The organism is Pseudomonas sp. PSPC3-2 (assembly GCF_049897085.1).
GTDB classification, from domain to species: domain Bacteria; phylum Pseudomonadota; class Gammaproteobacteria; order Pseudomonadales; family Pseudomonadaceae; genus Aquipseudomonas; species Aquipseudomonas paraveronii.
In genome coordinates, this window is record NZ_JAFCVO010000002.1 from 180,935 (window position 1) to 207,453 (window position 26,519).

22 protein-coding genes are annotated in these 26,519 nt (G+C 61.3%); 9 read left to right on the forward strand and 13 right to left on the reverse strand.

The annotated features are described in order from the left end of the window. Positions 1 to 55 precede the first annotated feature (55 nt). Positions 56 to 1,438 (reverse strand): NAD-dependent succinate-semialdehyde dehydrogenase, encoded by a 1,383-nt coding sequence (locus ACP7CJ_RS05735; RefSeq protein ID WP_426099802.1) that lies wholly within the window; start codon positions 1,436 to 1,438, stop codon positions 56 to 58. A gap of 697 nt (positions 1,439 to 2,135) precedes the next feature. Here ACP7CJ_RS05735 and ACP7CJ_RS05740 point away from each other — a divergent pair. Continuing rightward, the gene (locus ACP7CJ_RS05740) at positions 2,136 to 3,206 is read left to right on the forward strand and encodes a response regulator (protein ID WP_426099803.1); all 1,071 of its coding nucleotides are present in this window, start codon (positions 2,136 to 2,138) and stop codon (positions 3,204 to 3,206) included. Between the two features lie 32 nt (positions 3,207 to 3,238). Here ACP7CJ_RS05740 and ACP7CJ_RS05745 read toward each other — a convergent pair whose 3' ends face one another. After that, on the reverse strand, positions 3,239 to 3,919 hold the full coding sequence (locus ACP7CJ_RS05745; RefSeq protein WP_276193030.1) for a BON domain-containing protein: 681 nt from the start codon (positions 3,917 to 3,919) through the stop codon (positions 3,239 to 3,241). 246 nt (positions 3,920 to 4,165) lie between these two features. After that, positions 4,166 to 5,086: a universal stress protein gene (locus ACP7CJ_RS05750; RefSeq protein ID WP_276193031.1), complete on the reverse strand. Its 921-nt coding sequence runs from the start codon at positions 5,084 to 5,086 to the stop codon at positions 4,166 to 4,168. Between the two features lie 279 nt (positions 5,087 to 5,365). On the opposite strand from ACP7CJ_RS05750, the gene ACP7CJ_RS05755 reads away from it, so the two are divergent. The 3 genes from ACP7CJ_RS05755 (at position 5,366) to ACP7CJ_RS05765 (ending at position 8,363) form a co-directional block, all read left to right on the forward strand. Then, positions 5,366 to 6,013 carry a BON domain-containing protein gene (locus tag ACP7CJ_RS05755; RefSeq protein ID WP_426099804.1) on the forward strand — a complete coding sequence of 216 codons (648 nt, stop codon included), beginning with the start codon at positions 5,366 to 5,368 and terminating at the stop codon, positions 6,011 to 6,013. A gap of 67 nt (positions 6,014 to 6,080) precedes the next feature. After that, a complete protein-coding gene (gene ftsH, locus ACP7CJ_RS05760; protein WP_426099805.1) occupies positions 6,081 to 7,904 on the forward strand; it encodes an ATP-dependent zinc metalloprotease FtsH in 1,824 nt (607 codons plus the stop codon). Between the two features lie 33 nt (positions 7,905 to 7,937). Next, the gene (locus tag ACP7CJ_RS05765; protein ID WP_426099806.1) at positions 7,938 to 8,363 is read left to right on the forward strand and encodes a potassium channel family protein; all 426 of its coding nucleotides are present in this window, start codon (positions 7,938 to 7,940) and stop codon (positions 8,361 to 8,363) included. Positions 8,364 to 8,379: 16 nt separating this feature from the next. Here the strand turns inward: ACP7CJ_RS05765 and ACP7CJ_RS05770 are convergent, their stop codons facing one another. After that, the gene (locus ACP7CJ_RS05770; RefSeq protein ID WP_426099807.1) at positions 8,380 to 10,749 is read right to left on the reverse strand and encodes a phosphoketolase family protein; all 2,370 of its coding nucleotides are present in this window, start codon (positions 10,747 to 10,749) and stop codon (positions 8,380 to 8,382) included. 259 nt (positions 10,750 to 11,008) lie between these two features. On the opposite strand from ACP7CJ_RS05770, the gene ACP7CJ_RS05775 reads away from it, so the two are divergent. Further along, positions 11,009 to 11,992, forward strand: coding sequence for a zinc-dependent alcohol dehydrogenase family protein (locus ACP7CJ_RS05775; RefSeq protein ID WP_426099808.1), 984 nt, complete (start codon positions 11,009 to 11,011; stop codon positions 11,990 to 11,992). A gap of 27 nt (positions 11,993 to 12,019) precedes the next feature. Here the strand turns inward: ACP7CJ_RS05775 and ACP7CJ_RS05780 are convergent, their stop codons facing one another. After that, positions 12,020 to 12,934 carry a universal stress protein gene (locus ACP7CJ_RS05780; protein WP_276193037.1) on the reverse strand — a complete coding sequence of 305 codons (915 nt, stop codon included), beginning with the start codon at positions 12,932 to 12,934 and terminating at the stop codon, positions 12,020 to 12,022. A gap of 280 nt (positions 12,935 to 13,214) precedes the next feature. Between ACP7CJ_RS05780 and ACP7CJ_RS05785 the strand changes: the two genes are divergently transcribed. Further along, on the forward strand, positions 13,215 to 14,084 hold the full coding sequence (locus ACP7CJ_RS05785) for an isocitrate lyase/PEP mutase family protein (protein WP_276193038.1): 870 nt from the start codon (positions 13,215 to 13,217) through the stop codon (positions 14,082 to 14,084). A gap of 20 nt (positions 14,085 to 14,104) precedes the next feature. Here ACP7CJ_RS05785 and ACP7CJ_RS05790 read toward each other — a convergent pair whose 3' ends face one another. Beyond that, the gene (locus ACP7CJ_RS05790; protein ID WP_276193039.1) at positions 14,105 to 15,460 is read right to left on the reverse strand and encodes a methyl-accepting chemotaxis protein; all 1,356 of its coding nucleotides are present in this window, start codon (positions 15,458 to 15,460) and stop codon (positions 14,105 to 14,107) included. 204 nt (positions 15,461 to 15,664) lie between these two features. Between ACP7CJ_RS05790 and ACP7CJ_RS05795 the strand changes: the two genes are divergently transcribed. Continuing rightward, a complete protein-coding gene (locus ACP7CJ_RS05795) occupies positions 15,665 to 16,045 on the forward strand; it encodes a RidA family protein (RefSeq protein ID WP_276193040.1) in 381 nt (126 codons plus the stop codon). Positions 16,046 to 16,161: 116 nt separating this feature from the next. Further along, the gene (locus ACP7CJ_RS05800) at positions 16,162 to 18,150 is read left to right on the forward strand and encodes a peptidase U32 family protein (RefSeq protein ID WP_276193041.1); all 1,989 of its coding nucleotides are present in this window, start codon (positions 16,162 to 16,164) and stop codon (positions 18,148 to 18,150) included. A 40-nt stretch (positions 18,151 to 18,190) separates the two neighbouring features. Here ACP7CJ_RS05800 and ACP7CJ_RS05805 read toward each other — a convergent pair whose 3' ends face one another. Next, entirely contained in the window at positions 18,191 to 19,087 is an 897-nt protein-coding gene (locus tag ACP7CJ_RS05805; protein WP_276193042.1) for a DMT family transporter, read from the reverse strand. 109 nt (positions 19,088 to 19,196) lie between these two features. Between ACP7CJ_RS05805 and ACP7CJ_RS05810 the strand changes: the two genes are divergently transcribed. Further along, entirely contained in the window at positions 19,197 to 19,637 is a 441-nt protein-coding gene (locus tag ACP7CJ_RS05810) for an Lrp/AsnC family transcriptional regulator (protein ID WP_193040203.1), read from the forward strand. Positions 19,638 to 19,702: 65 nt separating this feature from the next. Here ACP7CJ_RS05810 and xylB read toward each other — a convergent pair whose 3' ends face one another. The 6 genes from xylB to ACP7CJ_RS05840 form a co-directional block, all read right to left on the reverse strand. Further along, positions 19,703 to 21,163 carry a xylulokinase gene (xylB, locus tag ACP7CJ_RS05815; protein ID WP_426099809.1) on the reverse strand — a complete coding sequence of 487 codons (1,461 nt, stop codon included), beginning with the start codon at positions 21,161 to 21,163 and terminating at the stop codon, positions 19,703 to 19,705. A 16-nt stretch (positions 21,164 to 21,179) separates the two neighbouring features. Then, positions 21,180 to 22,172, reverse strand: coding sequence for a LacI family DNA-binding transcriptional regulator (locus tag ACP7CJ_RS05820; protein ID WP_426099810.1), 993 nt, complete (start codon positions 22,170 to 22,172; stop codon positions 21,180 to 21,182). Between the two features lie 21 nt (positions 22,173 to 22,193). Beyond that, a complete protein-coding gene (locus ACP7CJ_RS05825; RefSeq protein ID WP_276193046.1) occupies positions 22,194 to 23,126 on the reverse strand; it encodes an ABC transporter substrate-binding protein in 933 nt (310 codons plus the stop codon). Between the two features lie 34 nt (positions 23,127 to 23,160). Further along, on the reverse strand, positions 23,161 to 24,129 hold the full coding sequence (locus ACP7CJ_RS05830; RefSeq protein ID WP_247407449.1) for an ABC transporter permease subunit: 969 nt from the start codon (positions 24,127 to 24,129) through the stop codon (positions 23,161 to 23,163). A gap of 13 nt (positions 24,130 to 24,142) precedes the next feature. Continuing rightward, on the reverse strand, positions 24,143 to 25,675 hold the full coding sequence (locus tag ACP7CJ_RS05835) for a sugar ABC transporter ATP-binding protein (RefSeq protein WP_276193047.1): 1,533 nt from the start codon (positions 25,673 to 25,675) through the stop codon (positions 24,143 to 24,145). Positions 25,676 to 25,829: 154 nt separating this feature from the next. Continuing rightward, positions 25,830 to 26,381: a cytochrome b gene (locus ACP7CJ_RS05840; RefSeq protein WP_276193048.1), complete on the reverse strand. Its 552-nt coding sequence runs from the start codon at positions 26,379 to 26,381 to the stop codon at positions 25,830 to 25,832. Positions 26,382 to 26,519 lie beyond the last annotated feature (138 nt).

Here is a 26,519-nt window from a genome sequence, read left to right on the forward strand (position 1 = left end):
CCGTTGAAGGCGCCCGCGTATCGCCGGGCACCCGGAATGTAAAAAAGACAAGGCTTCAGACGGGAGCTTGAGCCGACACGTAACGCACGAGTTTTTTATTGACGAACTGCTGGATCCCCATGTCGCCCAGCTCGCGTCCATAGCCTGAGTCCTTGATGCCGCCAAAGGGCAACTCGGCATCGCTCCAGCTGATGTTGTTGATAAACATCATCCCGGTCTCCACGCGACTGGCCACACGACGCCCCCTGTCCAGGTCGCGTGTGAACACAGAGCCGCCCAGGCCAAAGTCAGAATCGTTTGCCAAGGCGATCGCAGCGTCTTCGTCCTTGACCCGGAAAAACAGCGCCACCGGGCCGAAGAACTCATCCCGGAACGCCGGGTTTTCAGGGGCGATATCGCTGAGAATGGTCGGCGTCATAAAGGCGCCGGGGCGATCGATACGTGTGCCCCCCAGCAGAATCCTGGCACCGTGATCGGTCGCCGTGCGAACCTGCCCGAGCAACTGCAACAGTGCCGCTTCCGAAGACAGCGGACCCAGGGTCGTCGCTTCTTCCATGGGATCGCCGGGTTTCAGCGCCGCGAGCCCGGCCTGAAAGCCCTTCAGGAACGCATCGGCCACCTTATCCACGACAATGAAGCGTTTTGCCGCGCAACAGGTCTGCCCGCAGTTATACATCCGCCCCCATATCGCCCATTTGACGGCCAGATCCAGATCCGCGTCTTCCAGCACAATGAAGGCATCGCTGCCCCCCAGTTCCATGGAGGATGGCTTCAAGTTCTGCCCGGCCCAAGACGCCAGGCTGCGACCGGCGGCGACACTACCGGTGAGCGCAACGCCACGAACACGGGGGTCATCGACCACCTGTTTGGACTGTTCATGGGAGATCGACAGGTTGGTATAGAGCCCGGCAGGAGCGCCGGCTTCGAGCAGGATTTGCTCAAAGGCGATCGCACATTGAGGCACGCAACCGGCATGTTTGATCACCAGCACGTTGCCTGCCATCAAATGCGGGCCGGCCACGCGAGCCAACTGATAGAAGGGAAAGTTCCACGGTTCGACACCGAAGATCACGCCGATGGGACTGCTCTCCATATGCGCTTCACCTTGGGTCGGCTCAAGCGTTTGCGGGGCCAGGAAGCGTTCGGCGTTTTTGGCGTAGTACGCCATGATATCGGCGCTGAACTGCACTTCGCCTCGGGCCTCGTTGATTCGCTTGCCCATTTCCAGCGTGATCTTACGGGCCAGGGCATCGAAGCGCTGATGCATCAATTCACCGGCCTTCGCGATGATCGATGCACGCTGGGCATACGTTGTGTTTTTCCACGTCGCATAGCACTGCGCCGCGGCCGCCAGTTTGTGCTCCAGTTGCTCAGCCGTCAGAGTATCGAATTGTGCGAGCAACTCGCCGTTGTATGGATTGATAGTCGTATAAGCCATAACGGTTGCCTTCCAATGAGATTGAGTTATCCAACGTCTAACCGGCCACGTTCAGTCGCCGTCTCCATGAACCGGCATTACGGTGGCCCGAATGCATGCGGGTGGCTAGCGTCGGAAACTACTGATGGCATCGTCATTCAGTGCGGGCTGGCACTTTAACGGTGCTACGAGCGCACTTCGATGGTGCAAAAACCGACAATTAAAACCCAAAGGCCGCCTTATATAGACGCTTAGCGTGAGCGGTCTGTTTGTTCGCAATAAACTGAGGAATTTAGATTCGTAGAGGCTCGGTAAATACTTACATAGATCAATTAACGCGCCTTAAAAACTGCATAGGATTGCGCAACAGACAATACGACACCGTGTCTTGTCAGGAGGGCTAATCATGCAAGTCAATCAATCCTTGTCGGAAGATGTGTTGCCACATCAGGCATCAGGCCCTGCATCCGTCTACTGCCCGTCCTCCGCTGAACGGTTGTAAGGCATTGATCAGAAACTTCGCCAGACAGCACAGTTGGTTTCACTCGTTGTGGGCCAGCTTGAGGCGTGTGAATTCGACCCCACGACACCTGCGCGCAGGGTGCTCGAACAATTGGATGCCACTGTGGAGAAGTTGTTGAGTCGATTCGGACTCGACCAACCCTCCCCCCCGTCAGTCACTCAACCCTGCGCGCACAAACAGCTGAGCGCTCGAGCGTTGAGCACGGCGCGCATTTGCCTGCTGTTGATCGTGGAACCGGACGCCCTGCTGTGCGACATGCTCAGTTGCGGACTAGGTTCGCAGGGCTATCAGACGGTAGCGGTCAGCGATGGCGTCGCTGCGTTGGAATGGATCGCGCGTTCAGGCATTCAGCCGGACCTGATTTTGACGGAGCACACGCTTGACCGGTCCATGGACGGTGTCCAACTGGTGCAAAAAATCCGCGGTCAATTCAATCGAATCACACCCGCGATCATACTGACCGCCGATACGAAAAAGCAGATTACCCAATCAGCCCTGACCGCCGATTGCGTGCTCCTGCGCAAACCTGTGAGCTTGAACGTGTTGCGCGCCACCCTCGGCGCCGCATTAAGTACAAAAGCTGCAGTACCCACCACACACGCCATGCCCTCTTCGCACCCACCCGTCATGTACGTGGTGGACGAGGATGCGGTGCTGCGCAACAACCTGCGCAGCGTATTAGAGTCAGTAGGTTACCTGGTGCGTGACTATTGCACTGCTGAGCAGTTTCTCGGCAGTTATGCCGGTGACAAAAGGGGCTGCCTGATCATTGAGGCACGCCCCTCGGGCATCAACGGGCTCGAGGTGGTTGCCCGTCTTAAAGCACAGGGTGACGAGCTGCCCATTCTCATGATCAGTTGCAACAGCCGCGTAGCAGACGTCGTCGATGCAATGAGGGCGGGGGTATGCGACTTCATTGAAAAGCCGTTTCGTTATCAGCAGCTGTTAACCAGTGTGACAGCAGCGTTGGCCAATCAAGTCGATACCGAAGATTCCAAGGTGCTTCGCAAGGCTGCCATTGACCATATCAGCCACCTCACGGCACGTCAGCGCCAGATTATGGCGATGGTTCTGGACGGCCATCCGAGCAAAAACATTGCGGCTGATTTAGGGATTAGTCAAAGGACAGTGGAAAAGCACAGAGCGTCGATCATGAGCAGGACTGAAGCCAAATCGATTCCCGAGCTCGCCCGCATCGCCCTGGCAGCCGGCGAAAAAACGCCGGTTGCGGCTGCCGATGGTAAGCGCAACGGACTCATCCCATGATCAACATCAACACTGTGGGCAATCCCGCGCGGTTATATCGAGCCAGGCGTATCAGGTCGGATAGGCGCTACCAGCAGATTATCGACAACTTTCAGCACACCCGCAGTGCTCGATGCAGTCAAACGCGCCATCTCCCGTTCCGGGAGCGATCCGACAATCCCCGATAGCGTGACGTCCCCGCCCTCCACGCGCACATCAATACCATGGGCGTCGATGATGGCCTTGCGTCGAAACGCTGACTCGATATCTGTCTTGATGGTTTGTGCAGAGGCCTGCGTCTTGACCACGATATCGTTACTGATCCCCTTGATCCCCTGCAGATAGCGCACTGCATAACCGGCCGTCTGGCGCTGATGCTCAGAATCCACTTCTCCGCCGAGCACCAGCCAGCCATCCGCCACGCTGACTTTGACGCGGTGGTCTGCCAGCGAGGTGTTCCATTGCAATGCGGCAACGGCTGCCGCGACGAGATCACTGTCCGTGCGCACATGGCTGGAGGGCAGCACGACATCGATCTGGTTGATCAGATCCACGACACCGGCAACATGAGCGACAGCCTGCTCCGCGTGCCACCGCTCGGCATGACTGGCAACGTTGCCGGTGAGCGTGACGATGCCATCAGACACTTGCACTAAAACCTGATCGGCTTTCAGTGCCGAGTCCCAACGCAGTTCTTCAATCACTTGCTGCCTAAGCTTTTCATCGGTGTTCATAAAAAAGCTCCAGTGTTTTTAAAAGTCTCAATCGGCCAAAGCGTATCTCGTTGCGATAATTTTCAGCAGGTCGGAAAGTACCTATCCTTGGGTATAAAGCGGTCGTTCATTTTTGCACTGAACAACCAAACAGTGCGTGCAGGTGTCGATGCTCCAGCAAGTACTTTCTGCCGGTGACGGTGCCGGCCGCCCCCAGAAACGTCATGCGCATGGGTGCCTCCTTGAGACTTCATGGCATCGCCGGTTTCAGTCAACGCAGGGTGATGGCTTGACGATCATCAAACTGCAGGAGGTGCGGTTCAGCACGCTCTCGGCGGTGCTGCCAATCAGCCGGTCAAGCCTGTCGCGATAGACCGTGCCAAGCACCACCACATCGAAAGCATTGCGCCGGGCGAACTGGCTGATCACTTTGTGGGGAATCCCGGTCAGCACATGTTGGTGTTTCTGCTCGACGCTATAGCGTTCGGCGAGTGCGTCGAAGGCTTCCGCCTGTGCGTCGTTGATCGCGTCGCCCAAACTACTCTCCAGGCTCTGGGTTGGCACACTCGTGGTGGTATCGCCCACCACCGACCAGTTGCTGACATTCAGCAGGTGCAGTTGCGCATCGCAGGCGAGTGCCAATGTCGACGCCAGTTCGAGGACGCGCTCGTTCAGCCCGTATGTCAGCTCTTCAAGATGCGACAAGTCGATGGCCGCGAGGACTTTCAACGGTTTCGGATGCCTGGCGTCGGTGACCAGGTGCAGGCAGGCCGGACAATCGCGCAACAACAGCCAATCCAAGGGTTGATGGAAGGTCCGGTCAAGCGCCGACACATGCTCGACGTCCTTGATCACCAGGTCGGCATGAAACGCGTTCACATACGCCAGCACCTGCGCCAGGCTGGGTTTGGCCCACACCACTTCACAGCTGACCTGCAACCCCGCGCGCCGTTGAAAGCGCACTTGCTGCTCCAGCCAGTGGCGATGGACCTGCAGGTAGCCCTCCCTGGCCTGGGCCATCGCGTCATGGTCAAACAACCCCGCCATCGCCAGCGACGTGACGTAGTCAAACGCCACAATGTGCAACAACGCACCGGCGGCCCTGGCCAGTGCCTGGGCCCGGTCAAAGGCCGGGGTGCGCGTCATCTCGGAGGGTGCAATCAATAAAATACGTTTGAGTGGCAGCATTAGATACCTCGGCCTGAGCGCGTGTAACCGCCTGACTGCACCCGACTTCCTTGCGAGCAGAGTGGCACCCTGCTTTGTGACTGAAAAGCATCGGTCGAGTATCTGACGCCACGAAGCGTGCGATCTGATCTTTGTCAACTAATGGCCGGCTTTCACTCAATCAGCGAATCACTCAGGCCTTGTTGATATAGCTCAATAATTTTTCGCGGTTCGGGCGTAGAAACCAGTAAGCGGCCAGGTAAGGCCCCCTAAGCCACGCACTCGACTGAGGACACCCACATGAGCGACTTGAGTTTGCGCAAAGCCATTATGGAAGAGCTTGAATTCCAACCGCAGATCGATGCAGCCAGCATCGGTGTTGCCGTGGAAAACGGCGTTGTCACGCTCACCGGACATGTCAGTAGCTACGTGCAGAAAATCAGCGCCGAGCGTGCGGTAAAAGGCGTCAAAGGTGTGCGCGCCGTGGCGGAGGAGATTCAGGTCAGGCTGCACAAAGGCGCCGGCACGGCGGACGACACCATTGCCGCCCGCGCCCTGAGCATCATCAACTGGAGTGCTGACGTGCCTGGGAATGCCGTAAAAGTCATCGTTCAGAACGGCTGGATAACCCTTGAAGGCGAAGTCGACTGGCAGTACCAGAAGGAAGCCGTAGAGAAGGCCGTGCGCAAGTTGTCCGGCGTACTCGGGGTGGATAATCGGCTGACCCTGAGCCCCCGGGTGGACATCGTCGATATCCGCAAGCACATCGAAGATGCGCTCAAACGCAACGCTGAAGTGGACGCCAAAGATATTCACGTCAGGGTCGACGGGGACGTTGTCAGGCTCGACGGCAAGGTTCACCTATGGAGTGAGCGCAAAATCGTGGAACGGGCAGCCTGGTCGGTGCCGGGTGTCATGCGGGTGGAGGATCACCTGTTGCTCGCCTGAAATGATGAATGTCCCAGGGAGCCCACCGGGGCATATGCGTTGCGGGCCTTCTTTTTGAGTCAATGTTATGAAAAAGAACCATCAGTGGAACCTGTCTTACTTTCTGACCGCGTTTGTCGTGTTCACCGTTGTGCAGTTTCTGTGGACGGAACACCGCACGGTGCAAAGCATCCCGTACAGTCAGTTTCTGCAACTGTTGAACGATCAAAAGGTCAGCGACTTGCAGGTCGAGAAAGACCAGATCAGCGGCAAGCTGAAAGTGCCGATCGACGGCCACAACCTGTTTACAACGGTGCGGATCGATCCGGTGTTAGCCACGAACCTGGCCCAGTCGGGCGCCAGCTTCACCGGGGTCAATGACAATACGTTTTTGAGCGGTCTACTGGGTTGGCTGCTGCCCTTTATCCTGATCATGGTGGTCTGGCACTTTGTGTTTCGCGGCGTCGCGCAAAAACAGGGCTTGGGTGGGCTGATGAACATCGGCAAGTCCCGGGCCAAGGTGTTTGTTCAACGGGACACGGGGATCACTTTTGCGGATGTCGCGGGCATCGATGACGCCAAGGCCGAACTGGTGGAGATCGTCTCGTTCCTCAAGGACAAGGCCAAGTACTCGCGCTTGGGCGCGCATATTCCTAAAGGCACGCTGCTGGTGGGCCCGCCGGGCACCGGCAAGACCCTGGTGGCCAAAGCCATCGCCGGCGAAGCCGGGGTGCCGTTTTTTTCGATCTCGGGCTCGGAATTCGTCGAGATGTTCGTCGGCGTCGGCGCCGCGCGGGTCCACGACCTGTTCGAACAGGCGCGCGCGGCCGCGCCGTGCATCATTTTCATCGATGAACTGGATGCGCTGGGCAAAATGCGTGGCGTCGGCGTAATGGGGGGCAACGACGAAAAGGAACAGACACTCAACCAGCTCCTGGCCGAACTGGACGGCTTCGACCCCCGCGAGGGCGTGGTGCTGCTGGCCGCGACCAATCGCCCGGAAGTGCTCGACCCGGCGCTGCTGCGCGCGGGTCGGATCGACCGCCAGGTGTTGATCGATCGGCCTGACCGCAAGGGGCGGCAGGCGATCCTCAAGGTTCACCTGCAAAAAATCACCGTGAACGCGGCCCTCGACAGCGAGCGCATTGCCGACATCACCACCGGTTTCACCGGCGCCGACCTGGCGAATCTGGTCAACGAAGCGGCGATTGTCGCCACTCGCCGTGGCGCCGACACCGTCGGCCTGGACGATTTCACCGCTGCCGTGGAACGCCTGATCGCGGGCGTCGAACGCAAGAGCAGCGTGCTGCGTCCCGAAGAACGCCAGGTGGTGGCGTACCACGAGATGGGCCATGCGCTGGCGGCGAGTCACCTGCCGGCCATGGACCCGGTACACAAGGTGTCCATCGTGCCGCGCGCCGTTGGCTCCCTCGGCTACACACTGCAGCGCCCGACAGAAGACCACTTTCTGATCAGTTGCCAGATGCTCAAGGACCGCATCGTCGTGCTGATGGCCGGCCGCGCCGCCGAGTTTCTGATGTATGGGCAGATCTCCACCGGGGCCGCCGATGACCTGGCCCGCGCAACCGATATCGCCCGGCAGTTGATTACCCGCTTCGGCATGAGCGCCGAACTGGGGCAGTCAGTGCTGGAGCGACAAAGCATGACCTACCTGGGTGAGCAGATGCAGAGCACGGGGCAAAAAGATTATTCGCAACAGACGGCCAGAGAAGTCGACCTATGTATACGCGCCCTGCTCGACGAGGCCTACGCACGCGCCAAAACCCTACTCCAGGCGCATCGCGCCGACCTCGAGGCCGGCGCGCGTCTATTGATGGAAAAGGAAAGCCTGACGCCAGAGGACTTCCCCGCGCTGTTGCCAATGAAACCCGTACCGGTCGCCGCAGGTTGAGCGTCGCCCTGAAACCACCCACTGAGGATCGCCATGCTGGCCGTCACGCTGATTAATACGCTGGTGGTCATCATCGCCGTGATCATTCATTACGAATTCCTGTTGCGCCTGAACGACTTGCTACCGCGCCTCAAGGTCAGGAGCCGTTTAAGGATGATGATTGGCGTATTCGGCGCCCTGCTGGCTCACGCGATCGAAGTCTGGTGCTTCGCCTTGACCTACTACCTGATGATCCGCGACGGCGAATGGGGCAGCCTGTCAGGCAACTTCGATGGTTCGTTCATGGACTGCGTGTACTTTTCGTTCACGACCTACACCACCATCGGTTTCGGTGACATCTCCCCCATCGGCAACCTCAAGTTCCTGACCGGCGTGCAAGCGCTGACCGGTCTGGTGCTGATCAGCTGGACGGCGTCGTTTCTGTTTATCGAAATGCAGAAATACTGGAAGAACAAGTAACGCCGTCCATCAGCCCCTAGGTGGCCGGTGTCCATTGCCAGTTAAGTACCTCGGGCAGGTCTTCACCATGTTCGATCAGGTACAGCTTGTGTTTCTCCATCATCGACCAGTACCGCGCCTGTGCAATGTGGCGCTGTTCGCACAGCCGAGGTACACGCTCGATGACGTCCAATGCCAAGCGGTAGCGATCCAGGTTGTTGATCACCGCCATATCGAACGGGGTGGTGGTGGCGCCCTCCTCCATGAAGCCACGCACATGGAAATTGTCATGATTGGTGCGTTTGTACAGCAGCCGATGCACCAGTGCAGGGTAACCGTGGAAGGCAAAAATCACCGGTTTGTCGGTGGTGAACAACCCATCGAAGGCCGCATCCGCCAGCCCATGCGGATGCTGCGATGACGACTGCAGCACCATCAGGTCCACCACGTTGATCACCCTGACCCGTAGATCCGGTACGTACTCGCGCAGCAACGTCACGGCGGCCAGGGTTTCCAGGGTCGGCACGTCGCCGGCACAGGCCATGACCACGTCCGGGTCCTGATCATCACGGCAGGCCCAGTCCCAGCGGCCGATGCCCGCCAGGCAATGCTGCACGGCCGCGTCGATATTCAGCCACTGCCACTCCGGCTGCTTGCCCACCACGATGACATTGATGTAATTGCGGCTGCGCAGGCAGTGATCCGCCACCGACAGCAGGCAGTTGGCATCAGGCGGCAGGTAGATACGCGCCACGTCGGACTTCTTGTTCGCCACCAGGTCGATGAAGCCTGGGTCTTGATGAGAGAACCCGTTGTGGTCCTGGCGCCAGACATGGGACGTCAGCAGCAGGTTGAGCGAAGCCACCGGCTTGCGCCAGGGCACGCTGGCGGCGGTTTTCAACCATTTGGCATGCTGGTTGACCATCGAATCGACGATATGGATGAACGCTTCATAACACGACAGCAGGCCATGGCGCCCGGTGAGCAGATAGCCTTCAAGCCAGCCCTCACAGACGTGCTCGCTGAGGATCTCCATGACCCGACCATCCGCGGCCAGGTTCAGGTCGTCGGCCTCCAATGGGTCCATCCACGCCTTGGCGGTGACCTCATACACGGCGTCCAGGCGATTGGAGGCGGTTTCATCCGGGCCGAACAGGCGGAAGTTGCTGGCGCCCCGCGCGTTTTTCATCACGTCGCGCAAAAAACTCCCCAGTGCCCGAGTCGCCTCGGCGCGCTGGCAACCAGGGGCCGGCAGTGCTACCGCGTAGTCGGCAAAGCGTGGCAAGTCGAGCATGCGCAATAACAGCCCGCCATTGGCGTGGGGGTTGGCGCTCATTCGGCGGTGTCCGGTGGGCGCCAGCGCAGCGATTTCCGGGAGCAAGGCGCCGTCGGCATCGAACAGTTCGTCGGGGCGGTAGCTGTTCAGCCATTCCTCCAACTGCTGCACATGCCCCGGCGCCTGAAAGTTCGCCAGCGGCACTTGATGGGCGCGCCAGGTGCCTTCGACCCGACAGCCATCGACAAACTTTGGCCCGGTCCAGCCTTTGGGCGTGCGCAATACCAGCACCGGCCACAACTGGCGCTCCGGCGCCTCGGAGCGCCGGGGCTGGCGCGCCGCCTGCTGAATCTCGCGAATTTTCAGCAGCATGGTGTGAAGGGTACGGGCAAGCGCCTGATGCACCTGCGCCGGGTCATCGCCTTCGACGAAGTACGGATCGTAGCCATACCCATACAACAGGGCTGACAGCTCATCTTCGCTGATCCTGGAGAGCACCGTGGGGTTGGCGATCTTGTAGCCGTTGAGGTGCAGGATCGGCAGCACCGCCCCGTCGCGCGCGGGGTTGATGAATTTATTGGAGTGCCAGCTGGCGGCCAGCGGGCCGGTTTCGGCTTCGCCGTCGCCGATCACGCAGGCGACGATCAGGTCCGGGTTATCGAATACCGCGCCATAGGCGTGGGCCAGGCAGTAACCCAGTTCGCCGCCTTCATGGATCGACCCTGGGATCTGGGCCGAGACGTGGCTGGAAATCCCGTAAGGCCAGGAAAACTGCCGAAACAGCCGCAATAGGCCATTGGTATTGCGCTCCACCGAGGGATAACACTCGGTGTAGGTGCCTTCCAGGTAAGTCTGCGCGACCACCGCCGGGCCGCCGTGACCGGGGCCGGCGACGAAGAGCATGTTCAAGTCGTACTGGTTGATCAGCCGATTGAGGTGCGTATAGAGCAGATTAAGCCCCGGCGTCGTGCCCCAATGCCCCAACAAGCGCGGCTTGATGTGCGCCACGGTCAGGGGTGCCTGTAACAACGGGTTGCTCTTGAGGTAGATCTGCCCGACCGCCAGGTAATTGGACGCCCGCCAATACGCATCCAACCCGTCCAGCGCCTCTGCACTCAAAAAATCGCTCATACGTCCCTCCGCCAAGGTTCGACCAGTGGATTATCCTTCGTCGATTCTGGGTGCCTCAAATGCGCGAGGCTTGATGTACATCAAGTCTTCAGGCCGACGCTTAAGCTCAATTAGAACGCTGGGTCAGGGATACCGCGCGAAGGTGCGGGAGGCGCATGTTCTTCGTTCGTCTATTACTCACTCGGCCGCAACGTCACGAGCCTGGGCCTGAAACCGTCGGTCGACCTGGCATCACCGCTCGAACACCTGGAGATTTGTTATGCGTGCGATGGTTCTGCACACCCCCGGCCAGCCACTGCAACTTGAGGAGCGCCCGGTCCCGACACCCGGCGCCGGGCAGCTGTTGATCAAAGTCCTGGCCTGTGGCGTGTGCCGCACCGACCTGCACCTGGTGGACGGTGAGTTGCCGCAAGCGCAACTGCCACGGGTGCCGGGCCATGAAATCGTCGGTGAAGTGACGGCCGTGGGCGCCGCTGTCGACGCCCATTGGATCGGCCGCCGCGTGGGGGTGCCGTGGCTCGGCTGGACCTGCGGCGAGTGCGCTTTCTGTCGATCAGGCCGGGAAAACCTCTGCGACCGGGCGCAGTTCACCGGGTGCAATCTGGACGGCGGCTACGCTGAATACACGGTGGCGGACGCACGCTTTTGCCTGCCGATTCCCGACAGGCTGTCAGACGTTCAAGCCGCGCCCCTGCTGTGTGCCGGCCTGATCGGTTTTCGCGCCTTGCAAATGGCCGCAGACGCTCCCCACCTGGGGCTTTACGGCTTCGGTGCGGCCGCCCATCTGGCGATTCAGGTCGCACTGGGCCGGGGCCAACAGGTGTACGCGTTCACCCGCCCGGGTGACAGTGAAGGCCAGGCCTATGCGCGCTCATTGGGCGCCGTGTGGGCCGGGCCTTCGGACCAGCCGCCCCCGCACCTGCTGGATGCCAGCCTGATATTCGCCCCCGTCGGAGCGCTTGTACCGCTGGCGCTGGCTGCGACCGTCAAGGGCGGTTGTGTGATTTGCGCGGGTATTCACATGAGCGACATTCCGGCCTTCCCCTACCGCTTGCTATGGGGCGAGCGCAGCGTGCGTTCAGTCGCTAACTTGACGCGGCAGGACGGTACGGCGTTTTTTCAAACCTTGCAGCAGACGCCTGTCCACTGCGACGTCACCCGCTTCGCCCTGGAGGATGCGAATCAGGCGTTGGCATACCTACGCACAGGGCAATTTAACGGTGCAATCGTGCTGACCCCGTAGCCTGCCCGGGCTCAACGCGAGGGGTTGTCAGCTGCGCGTCGGCTTAATCGCCCACAGGCTGCACGGCGCGTGGTGCAGCAGACTTTCAGCGGTAGTGCCCAACAGCTTGTTCAAGCCCCAGTGCTGCACGGTGCCCATGACCATGATGTCGCTCTGGTGATCGCGGGCGAAGTCGCAAATATTGAAGAGCGGCGTGCCCTCAATAAAGTGCCGATGTTCGACGGGAATTCCCTGGCGCTCCGCCAGCGCGGCAAATGCCTCATGCTGGGCTTCATTCAGCGCCTCATAGAGCCCGGCGGCCAGGGGCACCGCGCCGAAGCCCATGTCTTTGGCATACACAGCAGCCCAGTCGTACACATGCAGCAACTCGAGCTGTGCCTGGCATTGCTCAGCCAGCTTGACCGCCGCTTCGACAATCTGGTCGTTGAAGATCTGGTCCTGGTCCTCACTGCGCAACACATCGACAATCGCCAGCACCTTGCGTGGCAGCGGGTGGCGCGCGTCGGTGACCAGATGCACCGGCACCGGGCAGTCGCGCAGCAGTTGCCAATCCAGCGGCGTGAAGAACACCCGTTTCAAGGCGGGCTCTTCCTCGGCATCCTTGATGATCAGGGCCAGCGACATCTCGTTGACGAAATGCAGGATTTCCTCATAAGGATGATGCACCCACACCACCTCGCTGGTGACCTCGACCCCGTGCTGGCGCATCACGTCGGCCTGCTCGGTGAGCCAGTGGCGATGAGTGTCCAGGTACGCTTCCCGCGCCCGGTTGATCTGTTCGGGCGCGAACAGCCCGGCGATCGCCAGGGCCTGCAAATAGTCGAACGCCACGATATGCAGCGGCAGCTGCATCGCGCGCGCCAGGGCGGCGGCACGATCGAACGCCGGTGTACGGGTCATGGACGAAGGGGCAATCAACAGTAAACGCTGAGTCTGCAACATGGGGCACCTCGGCACGCGGCCAACTGATTCGGTGGATAGGTCTTCAGATTGAGCGTTCCGGGTCGGCGGCTACTTGATCTTTATCAGTGGAGGCCGCAAAAGTTGATTTTCATCAACCTTCAAGCCAGGGCCACCGCCCAAGACGCCCGCCCCACAGTATGTGCCGTGGGCATACCCCATTCTGAAACGTCATAATCCTGGGTTTGGCGGCGTGGTAATCTCCTACGACTATGAATAGGCATTGATCATCAGTCGACAATCGCCAGAACCAGGAAAGATCATGCCAAAAGTGTCCCACTCAGCTCTGCGTCGTAATTTCCGTGAATTGCTTGCTGCGCCACTGTGCGTTGAGACAGCCTCTGTGTTCGACCCGATGTCTGCGCGTATCGCCGCTGACTTGGGTTTCGAGGTCGGCATCCTGGGGGGCTCGGTCGCTTCGCTGCAGGTACTGGCGGCACCCGATTTTGCGTTGATCACCTTGAGTGAGTTCGTTGAACAGGCCACCCGGATCGGCCGCGTCGCGCAGTTGCCGTTTATTGCGGATGCCGACCACGGCTATGGCAATGCCCTGAATGTCATGCGCACCGTCGAGGAGCTTGAGCGCGCTGGCGTGGCGGCCCTGACGATTGAAGACACCCTGCTGCCGGCACAATTCGGGCGTAAATCGACCGATCTGATCTCCATCGAGGAAGGCATCGGCAAGGTCAGGGCAGCCCTTGAGGCGCGCGTCGACCCCGAACTGTCGATCATCGCCCGGACTAACGCAGCGGTGTTGCCGACCGAGGCCGTGATCGAACGCACCCTGGCCTATGAAAAAGCCGGCGCCGATGGGATCTGCATGGTCGGTATCAGCGACTTCGAGCACCTTGAGCAGATTGCCGAAAAACTCACGGTGCCCTTGATGCTGGTGACCTACGGCAATCCGAAGCTCAATGACAGCCAGCGCCTGGCAAGCCTGGGCGTGCGCATCGTGGTCGCCGGCCATGGCGCCTACTTCGCGGCGATCAAGGCCACCTACGACAGCCTTCGCGCCCAGCGCCAGCTCACCCACAGCACCTCGAACCTCAGTGCCACCGAGCTTACCCATACCTACACCCTGCCAGAGAGCTACGTGGCCTGGGCCAAAGAGTTCATGGATGTAGACGAGTGAGACTGACCCAGGGCGCGCGCCTAGCCGACCCAGCCGACAGCGGCTTTCGGAACGACCTCCGACTCATCCAGCTTTGATGCAAACATGCTCACCGCTTGCACCGCATCGCTGGTGCTGGTGCGGATTTGCAGGATCACCGAACCCGCCTGGTCGGCCAGGCTGACACCCCGTTGCGCGCCTTCCTGGGTCGCGTTCATGCTGGCTACCGCGTCACGGGTTTCCGACAGAATCAAGCCGATCATCTCGGCAATCTCTGCGGTGGAACGGCTGGTGCGCCCCGCCAGTTGCCTGACCTCATCGGCCACCACGGCAAAACCACGGCCCTGATCGCCCGCGCGCGCCGCCTCGATAGCAGCGTTGAGCGCCAGCAGGTTGGTCTGGTCGGCGATACCGCGAATGGTATTGACGATGGCGGTGATCTGCTCGGAGCGATCGCCCAACTGCCCCACCAGCCGTGCGGAGGCGCCGATGCTATCGGCAATCCGGCGCATTTCACTGGCGGTTTCGTGGATCACCTGGGTGCCGTGCTCAGCGAATCGCTCGGTTTCCGAGGAAATATGGTAAGCGCGGGAGGCTCCGCGTGAATCCTCCTCGAACTTCTCGACACGCTCGCTGATGTCGCTGGCGAACTTGACGATTTTGATCAGCTTGCCGTCGCCGTCATACACCGGGTTGTAACTCGCCTCCAACCACACCACGCGGCCGTGCTTGCCGACGCGCTTGAATTGCCCGGTGAAGAATTCACCATTGTTCAAGCGGCGCCAGAAGTCAGCGTACTCAGGGCTGTTGACCTGGGTCGGTTCGCAAAACATACGGTGATGTTTGCCTTTGAGCTCCGTCAGTGAATACCCCATGACCGTGAGGAAATTCTCGTTGGCGTCGAGTACTTGCCCGTTCAAGTCAAACTCGATCACGGCCATCGCACGGTCCAACGCGGCCAGCTTGCTGCGGGTCGCCGCCTCCTGTTCGACTTTGCGCGTGACGTCGAGGGCGTACTTGACCACTTTCGAGACCTGGCCGCGCGCATCCAGCACCGGGTTGTAACTGGCCTCCAGCCAGATGATCTTGCCGTGGGCGTCCACGCGTTTGAATGTGCCCGACACGAACTTCCCGGCCCTGAGTTCCTGCCAGAATTCGGCATAGGCAGAGCTGCCGGTCAGCGCCGGCGGGCAAAAATCACGGTGGGTCTTGCCGGCCAATTGAGCCGTGTTGTAACCCAGGGTTTTCATGAAGTTGTCGTTGGCGCGCAACACCTTGCCGTTCAGGTCGAACTCGACGACGGCCATGGAGCGTTCGAGCGCGGCAATCAATCCTTGGTATTCAGTGACTTCGGCCCTCCTGGCCGCCAGTTCTGTTTTTAGTGCCTGATTGAACATGACGTAGCCTCAGCCGTGCGTGGAATCGGGGGGGGTTGCTCTCCCGCGCTATCGGCCAATAAATACGTGACTTGATACACGAAAAATAAATATTACTTGACGTCAAATACTCGTCACTCCTCGAGCATTGCAAGGCCAAAGGGTACTGATCCTCGCACCCCCTGTGTTTAAATTGGCGACCCCTTTCCCTGCCAAGAGACCTTCATGGCCAACCACGACCTGTGCTTCACCCCTGACCCGGATGCCGACTCTATTTCCTCCGACGTGATCGGCTTCAACGGCATCCTGGTCTCCACCCAAATCCCGACCCGCAGCGATGGCAGCCTGGAACTGGGCGACATCACGCTGCAAAGCGAATGCACCCTGCAAGCCCTGAAAGTCGCCCTTGAACGCGCCGGCAGTTCCATGGACCGGGTGATGCACCTGACCATCTACCTCACCGACATGGCCGACCGCGCAGCGTTCAACGAGGTCTACACACGCTTCTTCGCCAAGCCGTGGCCGGTGCGCGCCGCCGTTGGCGTGGCGGCCCTGGCGGTGGAAGGCATGCGCGTGGAAGTTACCGCGATGGCCGCCAAAGCCTGAATCCGCAGCAGCCACTGGCCTTGCACCCTGCAGGCCAAGCCCTGCGGTAGGTGCCGGTCAACCGTTTCACGGCTACAATGCGCGCTTCGACCGTGACAAGCCTGACTAAAAAAACTATGTCCTTGCCCAAGCATCACCTGGAATTGCTCAGCCCTGCCCGCGATGTCGCCATCGCGCGCGAGGCCATCCTGCATGGCGCCGACGCCATCTACATCGGCGGCCCAAGCTTCGGTGCCCGCCACAATGCCTGTAACGAGGTGAGCGATATCGCGCAGTTGGTCGAATTCGCCCGGCGCTACCACGCCCGCGTCTTCACCACCCTCAACACGATCCTGCATGACAACGAACTGGAACCCGCGCGCAAGCTGATCCATCAGCTCTACGACGCCGGCGTCGATGCGTTGATCGTGCAAGACCTGGGCGTGATGGAGCTGGATATCCCGCCGATCGAGCTGCACGCCAGTACCCAGACCGACATCCGCACGCTGGGCCGCGCCAAATTTCTCGACCAGGCCGGCTTCTCCCAGCTGGTATTGGCCCGTGAGCTGAACCTGCAGGAAATCCGCGCCATCGCCGATGAGACCGACGCCGCCATCGAGTTCTTCATCCACGGCGCCCTGTGCGTGGCGTTCTCCGGGCAGTGCAATATCTCCCACGCGCAGAACGGCCGCAGCGCCAACCGGGGCGACTGCTCCCAGGCGTGCCGCCTGCCGTACACCTTGAAAGACGATCAAGGCCGCGTCGTCGCCTTTGAAAAGCACCTGCTGTCGATGAAAGACAACAACCAGAGCGCCAACCTGCGTGACCTGGTCGATGCTGGTGTGCGCTCGTTCAAGATCGAAGGTCGCTACAAGGACATGGGCTATGTGAAGAACATCACTGCCTATTACCGCCAGCGCCTGGATGAAATCCTCGAAGACCGCCCGGCCCTCGCCCGCGCCTCCAGCGGCCGGACTGCGCATTTCTTCCTGCCCGACCCGGAAAAAACCTTCCACCGAGGCAGCACCGACTACTTCGTCAGCGACCGCAAGATCGACATCGGCGCCTTCGACACCCCGACCTTCACTGGCCTGCCGGTGGGCGTGGTGGAAAAAGCCGGCAAGCGCGACCTGCAAGTGGTCACCCATGAGCCGCTGTCCAACGGCGACGGCCTGAATGTGCTGGTCAAGCGGGAAGTGGTGGGTTTCCGCGCCAATATCGCCGAGGCCAAGGGCGAGTTCGAGGAAGACGGCGAGAAGCGCTACCGCTACCGCGTCGAGCCCAACGAAATGCCGGCCGGGCTGCATCAGTTGCGGCCGAACCACCCGTTGAACCGCAACCTCGACCACAACTGGCAACAGGCGCTGCTCAAGACCTCTGCCGAGCGCCGTATCGGCCTGTCGTGGGTCGCCCGTCTGCGCGAAGAACGCCTGGAACTGACCGCCACCAGCGAAGAAGGCATCAGCGCCAGCGTCGCCCTGCCCGGCCCGTTCGGCGTGGCCAACAAGCCGGAACAGGCGTTGGACACCCTGCGCGATTTGCTCGGCCAACTGGGCACCACCGAATACCACGCCACCGCCATCGAACTGGATGCGCCGCACGCGTTCTTCATCCCCAACTCGCAGCTCAAGGCCGTGCGCCGCGAAGTGATCGAAGCCCTGACGGCGGCCCGCATCCACGCTCACCCACGCGGTGGGCGCAAGGCGCAAACCAACCCGCCGCCGGTGTACCCGGAGGCGCACCTGTCGTTCCTGGCCAACGTGTATAACCAAAAGGCCCGCGACTTCTACCATCGGCACGGGGTGAAACTGATCGACGCGGCCTTCGAAGCCCACGAAGAAACCGGTGAAGTGCCGGTGATGATCACCAAGCACTGTCTGCGCTTCTCGTTCAACCTTTGCCCCAAACAGGCCAAGGGCGTGACAGGCGTGAAGACCAAGGTCGCGCCGATGCAGTTGATCCATGGCGATGAAGTGCTGACCTTGAAGTTCGACTGCAAGCCTTGCGAAATGCATGTGATCGGCAAGATCAAGGGGCACATCCTGGGTCTGCCGCAGCCAGGCAGTGTGGTCGGCTACATCAGCCCGGACGACCTGCTCAAGACCATCCCGCGCGCACCGCATTGATCGAACCGCGGGCGCGCTGCAATGGCGCGCTCGCGGTCAATTACTCCACTTGCATCGCGGTCTTTGCGCGCCACCACCAGCCCCTTTGCAAGCCAGCGGCCGCCAACAGGATCGCCGCCACTCCCAGCCATTGCAGCCAGCCCAGGCGATGCCCGAAGGCAATCCAATCGACCAGGATCGCCGCAATCGGGTAGATGAACGACAACGCGCCGGTGATGGCCGTCGGCAGCTTCTGGATCGCCCCATACAGCAACACATACATCAAACCGGTGTGTACCACCCCGAGCGTCAGCAGGGCCGCCCAGGCATTGTGTGCCACCGGCAAACTGTTCCACGGCACCAGGGGCGCCAGTAACAACGCGCCGGTCGTGACCTGGATCAGCGCCATCAAATGCGGCGGTACCGCCTTCAAGCGTTTGATGATCAGCGCGGCAATCGCATACAGAAACGCCGCGCAGAGGGCCAGCGCGATACCGGCCAGGTAATCCCCATCGCCGGTTGGCTGATCGCCATGGGCGCTGACAATCGCCAGCATCCCCAGGAACGCCACGCTCAACCACGCCAGTTTCTGCACGCTGATCTTTTCACCAAGGAACAGCGCCGCCAGCAGCACCAACATGAATGGCTGCACGTTGTACACCGCCGTGCTGATCGCGATGGAGGCGCGGGAATAGGACTCGAACAACAGCAACCAATTGCCGACGATGGCCACGCCGCTGAGCATCGCCAAGCCGAGCCCGGCCCAACTGAGCAAGTCCCGGCGCAGGTAACCCAGCAGTGCGCACACCAGCAATAACGTCAGCGCCCCGATCACGCAGCGCCAGAACACCACTTCGAGCACCGATACGCCCGACACCAAGACAAACCAGCCAATGGTGCCCGAGATCAGCATGGCGGCGACCATTTCCCACGACCCGCGACGGATGGATGTGTCCATGATTGAAACTCCTCAAGTGAGGCTCAATTATGGCAAGCTGACTGACGCAGGCGACAGCGACTAAGAAAGGCCAAACACTCGGATCACCTTTACTTATTAGGCAAATACCATGATCGACACCATCGACCAACAACTGATCGGCGCTTTGATGGACGACTCCCGGCTATCCCTCAAGGCCCTGGCCGGCATCACCGGGCTGTCGTCGCCCAGCGTCGGTGAACGCCTGCGCCGCCTGGAAGAACGCGGCGTGCTGACCCACTACACCGTCGACATCGACCCCAAGCACTTCGGCTACCTGCTGCAAGCCATCGTGCGCATTCGCCCCCTGCCCGGCCAGTTGCAGGAAGTGGAACGGCAGATCCAGGCCATCCCCGAATTCACCGAATGCGACAAAGTCACCGGTGAAGACTGCTTCATCGCACGCCTGCATGTACGCACCATGGACCACCTCGACAGCCTGCTGGATCGGCTCAATGCCTATGCCGAAACCAACACCGCCATCGTCAAGAAAACCCCGGTGAAGCGGCGCCTGCCGCCGCTGACCGACTGAATGCGCACACACCCAATGTGGGAGGGGGCTTGCCCCCTCCCATATGAGTCCTGCGCCGGGTCAAGTCAGTCGTGCAGGGCCTTGGCCGCGCCCAACAGCCCCTGAAACTTGCGATAACGCGCCTCCAGCACCGGCTGTTGCGCCCCATCCGGCACATACCGAGCCTTGACCGGCATGCCCGCCGCGAGCAAATCCGCTCCCTGCCCGATGGCCAGGAACCCCAGCTTCGCCGCGCCGATGCACGCGCTCAGTTCACTGCCGTGCAGCGTGAAGATTTCCCGCTGCAGGATGTTGGCCAACAACTGCGCCCAATACTCACTGCGCGCGCCGCCGCCCACCAGCGCACAGGCGGTGACGTCGGCGCCGCTCGCTTGCACCGCGCGCAACGCGTCCAGCAGTCCAAAGCCCACGCCTTCCATCACCGCATACCCGAGCATCGCCGGGGTACAGTCGTGACCCAGGTTCATGAAGCCGCCGCGCAGCAAGGGGTCGTTATGCGGCGTGCGTTCGCCGGCCAGGTAAGGCAGGAACAACGGAGTGGACAGCGGCACCGATTGGCCGATGGGCAACTGTGCCTGGACCTGGTCCAACAGCGCCTGTTCATCCGGCATGCCCGTCAGGCGCGTGACCCAGCGCAAACAACTGGCGCCGGCCAACATCGCGCCCATGGTGTACCAGCGCTCAGGCAGCGCATGGCAGAAGCTATGCACCGCAGTGGCCGGGTTGCCCGCCGCATGGTCGGTGATGGCGACAAGCGCCGCGCTGGTGCCCAGCGTGATGAAACCGTCACCCGCGTTGATCGCGCCGATGCCCACGGCCGCAACCGGGTTATCGCCACCGCCGCCGGCAATCACCACCTCGGCAGACAAACCCAGCTCGCTGGCGGTCAAAACAGCACTCGCCGCACCGCCCTCCACCAGCCTGGGCATCTGCTCCGGTGTAAGGCCGGTGGCCCGCAGCATGGGGCTAAACCACTGACGATTGGCCACGTCCAACCACAGCGTCCCGGCCGCATCGGACATCTCGCTGATGCGCTCCCCACTCAAGCGCAGGCGCAGGTAATCCTTGGGCGACAGCACGCAATCGATGGCCTTGAACACCTCGGGCTCATGCTGTTGCAGCCAGAGCAGTTTCGGCGCGGTCAACCCGGCCATCGGCAAGCTGCCGGTGACGTCGGCGAACCCTGGGCCGAGCTGTGCCGCTTGGGCTACCGCGCGCGAGTCGTCCCACAGAATCGCCGGGTACAACACGCGGTCGTCGTCCCCCAGCAATACCGCGCCGTGCATTTGCCCGGACAGGCCGATGCACGCCACCCGGGCAAACGACTCATGCGCGCGCAACACATCCAGCGCCTGCAAACAGGCTTGCCACCAGTCTTGCGGCGCCTGTTCGGACCAGCCGGTGTGCCGACGCGAGACGCTCAAGCGCACGCCGGCCTGAGCCAGCACGGCGCCGTGGGTGTCCATCAGGATGGCTTTGAGTTCCGAGGTGCCCAGGTCGATGCCGAGGGAAACAGCACTGTTCATCCGCATGTCATTCCAATCAATCACAGCCACAGGAGTTACGTATTTGCAGGGTCGGCTCCAGACGCACACTCCGGGTCGGTGCGGCGGGCGCTGCCATGCGCTGCAGTAACAGGTTGACCGCCTGAGCACCGAGCGCCTGGACCGGCTGGGCGATCAACGTCAGGCGCGGCACAAAGAAATCCGCCCAATCAAAATCATCGAAGCCCACCAGCGCCATCTGCGCCGGCACTTCGATATGTGCATCGCGCAAGGCCTGCATGGCGCCGAGGGTCATCAGGTTGTTGCCGGCCATGATCGCGGTCGGCGGCGCTGCCAGGCCGAGTAACTGCACCGTGGCCTGGCGTGCCGGCTCGGTGTTGGAGCCCCCGTTGACCAGCAGTTGCGGATCGAACGCCAGCCCCGCAGCGTGCAATGCCGCACGGTAACCGGCGACCCGTTCATCCGTGGTGCTGAACCCCGCGCGCCCGGCGATAAAGCCGATTCGACGATGCCCATGGGCGATCAGGTGGGCAATCAGCGCTTGGGTCGGCTGGGTATTCTCCACCCCGACCTGATCGAATTGCTCGCTCATCATGCGGTCCACCAGCACCGCCGGAATCTCGCTGGCCCGCAGATACTCCAGGGCCAGCGAGCCGTTCGAGGGCGCCAACACAATGCCGTCGACGCGCCGATGATGCAGCGCCGTGACCACCCGCAGCTCCTGCTCCGGGTCATCGTGGGTATCGACGAACAGCATCATGTAACCGTGCTTGGCGCACTCGGTTTCGATCGCGTGCACGGTTTCGCTGAAGTAGTGGTTGGACAGCGCCGAGATCGCCACGCCAATCGTGCTGGTGCTCGACCGCGCCAGCGAACGCGCCAGGGTATTGGGGATATACCCCAGTTCCTGGATCGCGCGCTGCACCGCCTGCACCGTGGCCGGGCTGACCTTGCGGGTGCCGTTCAACACATGGGACACCGTTGACGTCGACACCCCCGCTCTGCTTGCGACGTCATCCATGGTGACCACGGCGCTGTTCCCCTCAGTGACTCAGTGTTTACTCGACCAACCGCTGTACGTCGCGACGGTGTCGCGGGTGATCAGTTTTGGCGTGAGCAGCGTAACCGTTTCGGCGGGCGCCTTGTCGTTGAGAAGGTCATTACCGATGTTCACCGCCGTCTGCGCCATGGCCCATGGGTCCTGGCTGGACGACGCCTGGATCTGGGTGTCGGTCTTCAGCGCATGCTCGATGTCCGGTGCGCCATCCACCGAGGTGATAATGATACCGCCGCGTTTAAGCTGCTTGGCCGCCAAGTCGCTGCCGATGGCCTGGGGGTCGTTGATCGCGAACAGACCGTCGATTTTTGCAAAACGCGTGAGGTAGCCCTGCATCACGTTCAGGCCGCCTTCACGCGAGCCTTTGCCGTCCTGGTCATCGGACAGCACCTTGATCTGCGGCGCAGCGGCCAAGGCGGCCTTGCAACCTTTGACGCGGTCGGTCACGGCGGTCACTTGCGGGCCGTTCTGGATAATCACGTTGCCTTTGCCCGCGAGCTTGTCCACCAGGAATTGGCAAGCCAGTTTGCCGGCTTCGACGTTGTCGGTCTGCACGGTCGCGTTGACCCCCTTGGCGTCCACATCCACCGCCACGACGATAATGCCGGCGTCGCGGGCTTTCTTGATCGCCGAGGCCATGGCGGACGGGTCGACGGCGTTGATCAGAATCAGGTCGACCTTGGACGAGATGAAGTTGTCGATCTGCGAAAACTGCTTGCTCAAGTCATAGTCGGCCGACACCGACGTGACCTTGACGCTGGGGTTCAGCTCCTTGGCACGAGCCGTGGCGCCGTCGGCCAGGGTCACGAAATACGGGTTGCCCAACGAGCCCATGCTGATGCCCAGGGCCTTCAATTCACGCGCTTCCACGGCCTGGGACATCAGGGCAGCCAAGGCAATGACGGGAAAGATGTGTTTTAGGTTCATGCGGGTCTCTCTTGTGATTGTTGTAGGAGTGAACTCAGGTCCGCGCACCGGACTGGCGATAGCGATCCAGCGCCACCGCGCCGATGATCACGATGCCCTTGATGATGTACTGCCAGATATCCGAGACGCCCAGCAGCACCAGGCCATTGGTCAGTACCGCAATGATCAGTGCGCCGATCAGCGTGCCGCCGATGGTGCCGACGCCGCCGGTAAAGCTGGTGCCGCCGAGGATCACTGCGGCGATCGCATCCAGTTCGTAGGATTGCCCCAGTTGCAGGCCATTGGCGGCGAACAGGCGTGAAGCACTCATCACGGCGCCCAGCCCGGCCAACGCACCGGACATCGCGTAGACAAACAGCAGCACCTTCCACACCTTGATCCCGGAGAGCCGCGCCGCTTCCGGGTTGCCGCCCACCGAATAGATCTGCACGCCCATCACCGTGCGGCGCAGGATGAACCACGACAGCGCCACCACCGCCACCGCGATAACCACCAGCCACGGCACGCCGAGGATCGAGTCGTTGCCGATAAAGGCAAACGGCAGGTCGGGGTTGAACACGGTTTTATCGTCGGCCAGCAAACGTGCGAGGCCGCGCATGGCGGTCAGCGCGCCGAGGGTGACGATAAACGGCGGCAAGCGCATGAACGCGATCAACCCGCCGTTGACCAGGCCCAGCAACAGACCAAAGCCAATCCCGGCGGCAATCCCGAACATGCCGAACTGCGGCGACATCGAGGCCTGCAACGCCACCACGGCCGACGCCGCGAGGATCGCGCCGACGGACAGGTCGATGCCGGCGGTCAGGATCACAAAGGTCATGCCCGCCGCCAGCACCACGTTGACCGAGGCCTGTTGCGTGATGATCGACAGGTTCTGCACCGTCAGGAAGTTTTCACTGGCCAGGGCAAAGCCCACCAGCAACAGGACCAGCACCGGCAGCATGCCGACGCTGCGCATCAGTTCCCGGACGCGCTCGGCCTTGCCGATGACAGGGAGGGTCATTGTGTTGTTCGAATCAGCCATGGGCAGCCACCTGATCGCCACCGGTGGCGAGGTCAATAATACGTTCCTGGGAAATGACGTGGCCCGAAGCCCCGCCGACTTCGGCCACCAACTGGCCTTCGCGCATGATCAGCACGCGGTCGCAGGTGCCGATGATTTCCGGCAACTCGCTGGAAATCACCACGATGCCCACGCCGGCCTGCGCCAGTTGATTGATGATGCGGTAGATCTCGGATTTGGAGCCGATGTCCACGCCACGCGTGGGTTCATCGAGGATCAGCACGTGCGGCTTGACCTCCAGCAACCGCGCCAGCAAGACCTTTTGCTGATTGCCGCCAGACAACGCGCCGACGTTGACCTTGCCGGACGCCACGCGAATCGACAGCGACTTGATCGCGTCATTCGAGCGCTGCGCAGCATGCCCGCGATTGAGCACGCCACCGGCATGCGCGTCCGGCACACAGGCACAGACATTGATGTTGTCGGCCACGCTCATGTCCAGGAACAGGCCCTGGGCCTTGCGGTCTTCGGTGAGGTACACCACGCCGGCGCGAATCGCGTCGGCCGGGGTGCGCAGTTGCGTAACCGTCTTGCCCACCACTTCCAGGGTGCCGGCGGTACGCGGGTCGGCGCCGAAGATCAGCCGCGCCAGTTCAGTGCGCCCTGCCCCCACCAGGCCTGCGATGCCCAGCACTTCGCCGGCGTGCAGGTCGAAGCTGCAGTTGCGCACGCGTTTGCCGTCGGCCATGTCGCGCACGCGCATCACCACCGCGCCGGGGTCATAGGCCGCGTGCTCCTTCTTGTAGAAACCGGAGAGGTCGCGGCCCACCATCATCTTCACCAGCACCTCAGCCGACAGCGCGTCGCGGGTCAGTTCGCCGATGTACTGGCCGTCGCGCAGCACCGAAACCCGGTCCGACAGTTCGTAGATCTCGGCCATGCGATGGCTGATATAGATGATCGCCAGGCCCTGGCCGCGCAACTGTTTGATCAGCGCGAACAGGCGGTCGGTCTCACGCGACGAGAGCGGCGTGGTGGGCTCGTCCATGACCAGGATCTTGGCGTGGGCATGCAGGGCGCGGGCGATTTCGACTAACTGGCGCTCGGCAATCGACAGGCTGCTGACCCGCGTCGCCGCCGTGAACTCGGCGCCCAGGCGTTGCAGCACCTCCACGCAACCGGCCAGCATGCCCTGGCGGTCGATGGTCCAGCCACGGCGCAGTTCACGGCCCAGGTAGATGTTCTCGGCCACGCTCAGGTTCGGGCACAGGCTCAGTTCCTGGTAAATCACGGCGATGCCGAGGGCTTTGGCGGTGGCGGGATCGAACGTTGCGACAGGCTGGCCGGCAATGCGGATGGTGCCGCCCGGGTCGGCCTGGTAAGCGCCGGAGAGGATTTTCATCAGGGTGGATTTGCCGGCGCCGTTCTCCCCCATCAAGGCGTGGATTTCGCCGGGGTAGACTTTCAGGCCGACATTCTTGAGCACACGCAAACCGTTGAAGGTTTTGCTGATGCCCTGCATCTCAAGCAAGGGTTCGAGGCTCATGAATGAGCTCCTGATTTTATTATTTTTGTATTCGCGCTCCTTGGATCAGAGCCGATTTCCACCGACTCTAATCAGATACATTTACTTACGCAAGCGCTTGCGCAGCCCGTTTGTCGCCTGATGAAACGTTTCATCAAGCGAGTTGGCCGCGATCTCAGCGTTCGTAGCGTTTAGGCAGCATGCGCACCAAGGTGTTGTCCCGCACCCAGTAGTGATGGAACAACCCGGCGGCGGCGTGCAGGCCGATCAGCCAATACCCGGCGCTGCCCAACCATTCATGCCAGTGCTTGAACTGCCTGGCCAGGTCCGGGTCCGCCGCGACCAGGGTCGGCAAGGAAAACTCGAAATACGGTATCGGCTTGCCCGCGGCGTTGAGCATCAGCCAGGCCAGCAGCGGCGTGACGATCATCAGGCCGTACAGCGCCAGGTGCATCAGGTGCGACGCCCCCGTCTGCCAGGCTGGCGGGCGCGGCACGATCGGTGGACGCGGCATCAGGCGCCCGAGCAGGCGCAGCCACACCAGCAGGAAAATCGCAATACCGAACAGCGCGTGGGCGCCGAGGAACAGCCCCTTGAGTGCGTGCCCGCGAGGCAACAGACCTTTGATTTCAATGCAACCGTATACGCCGACAAACAACGCCAGCATCAACCAGTGCAGAATCATCGACAGCCTTGCATAGCGCGGTGTCATCAGGTTTTCGGTCATAGAAAAGGAACCTTGTGCTGGGGGTGGGGCCGGACCCGGCCTTGATAAAGTCGCGGTCACCCTGCCCGGCTAGCCTTAAGACAATCTGAAGATCGCTGAAACGATCATTTTCACCACCTTCAGACTTCGTTAAGAAAT

Coding starts and splice junctions, on each gene's coding strand:
- ACP7CJ_RS05735 (WP_426099802.1), bottom strand. CDS start 1,438: ATGGCTTATACGACTATCAATCCATACAACGGCGAGTTGCTCGCACAA.
- ACP7CJ_RS05745 (WP_276193030.1), bottom strand. CDS start 3,919: ATGAACACCGATGAAAAGCTTAGGCAGCAAGTGATTGAAGAACTGCGT.
- ACP7CJ_RS05750 (WP_276193031.1), bottom strand. CDS start 5,086: ATGCTGCCACTCAAACGTATTTTATTGATTGCACCCTCCGAGATGACG.
- ACP7CJ_RS05755 (WP_426099804.1), top strand. CDS start 5,366: ATGAGCGACTTGAGTTTGCGCAAAGCCATTATGGAAGAGCTTGAATTC.
- ftsH (WP_426099805.1), top strand. CDS start 6,081: ATGAAAAAGAACCATCAGTGGAACCTGTCTTACTTTCTGACCGCGTTT.
- ACP7CJ_RS05765 (WP_426099806.1), top strand. CDS start 7,938: ATGCTGGCCGTCACGCTGATTAATACGCTGGTGGTCATCATCGCCGTG.
- ACP7CJ_RS05770 (WP_426099807.1), bottom strand. CDS start 10,749: ATGAGCGATTTTTTGAGTGCAGAGGCGCTGGACGGGTTGGATGCGTAT.
- ACP7CJ_RS05775 (WP_426099808.1), top strand. CDS start 11,009: ATGCGTGCGATGGTTCTGCACACCCCCGGCCAGCCACTGCAACTTGAG.
- ACP7CJ_RS05780 (WP_276193037.1), bottom strand. CDS start 12,934: ATGTTGCAGACTCAGCGTTTACTGTTGATTGCCCCTTCGTCCATGACC.
- ACP7CJ_RS05785 (WP_276193038.1), top strand. CDS start 13,215: ATGCCAAAAGTGTCCCACTCAGCTCTGCGTCGTAATTTCCGTGAATTG.
- ACP7CJ_RS05790 (WP_276193039.1), bottom strand. CDS start 15,460: ATGTTCAATCAGGCACTAAAAACAGAACTGGCGGCCAGGAGGGCCGAA.
- ACP7CJ_RS05795 (WP_276193040.1), top strand. CDS start 15,665: ATGGCCAACCACGACCTGTGCTTCACCCCTGACCCGGATGCCGACTCT.
- ACP7CJ_RS05800 (WP_276193041.1), top strand. CDS start 16,162: ATGTCCTTGCCCAAGCATCACCTGGAATTGCTCAGCCCTGCCCGCGAT.
- ACP7CJ_RS05805 (WP_276193042.1), bottom strand. CDS start 19,087: ATGGACACATCCATCCGTCGCGGGTCGTGGGAAATGGTCGCCGCCATG.
- ACP7CJ_RS05810 (WP_193040203.1), top strand. CDS start 19,197: ATGATCGACACCATCGACCAACAACTGATCGGCGCTTTGATGGACGAC.
- xylB (WP_426099809.1), bottom strand. CDS start 21,163: ATGAACAGTGCTGTTTCCCTCGGCATCGACCTGGGCACCTCGGAACTC.
- ACP7CJ_RS05825 (WP_276193046.1), bottom strand. CDS start 23,126: ATGAACCTAAAACACATCTTTCCCGTCATTGCCTTGGCTGCCCTGATG.
- ACP7CJ_RS05830 (WP_247407449.1), bottom strand. CDS start 24,129: ATGACCCTCCCTGTCATCGGCAAGGCCGAGCGCGTCCGGGAACTGATG.
- ACP7CJ_RS05835 (WP_276193047.1), bottom strand. CDS start 25,675: ATGAGCCTCGAACCCTTGCTTGAGATGCAGGGCATCAGCAAAACCTTC.
- ACP7CJ_RS05840 (WP_276193048.1), bottom strand. CDS start 26,381: ATGACCGAAAACCTGATGACACCGCGCTATGCAAGGCTGTCGATGATT.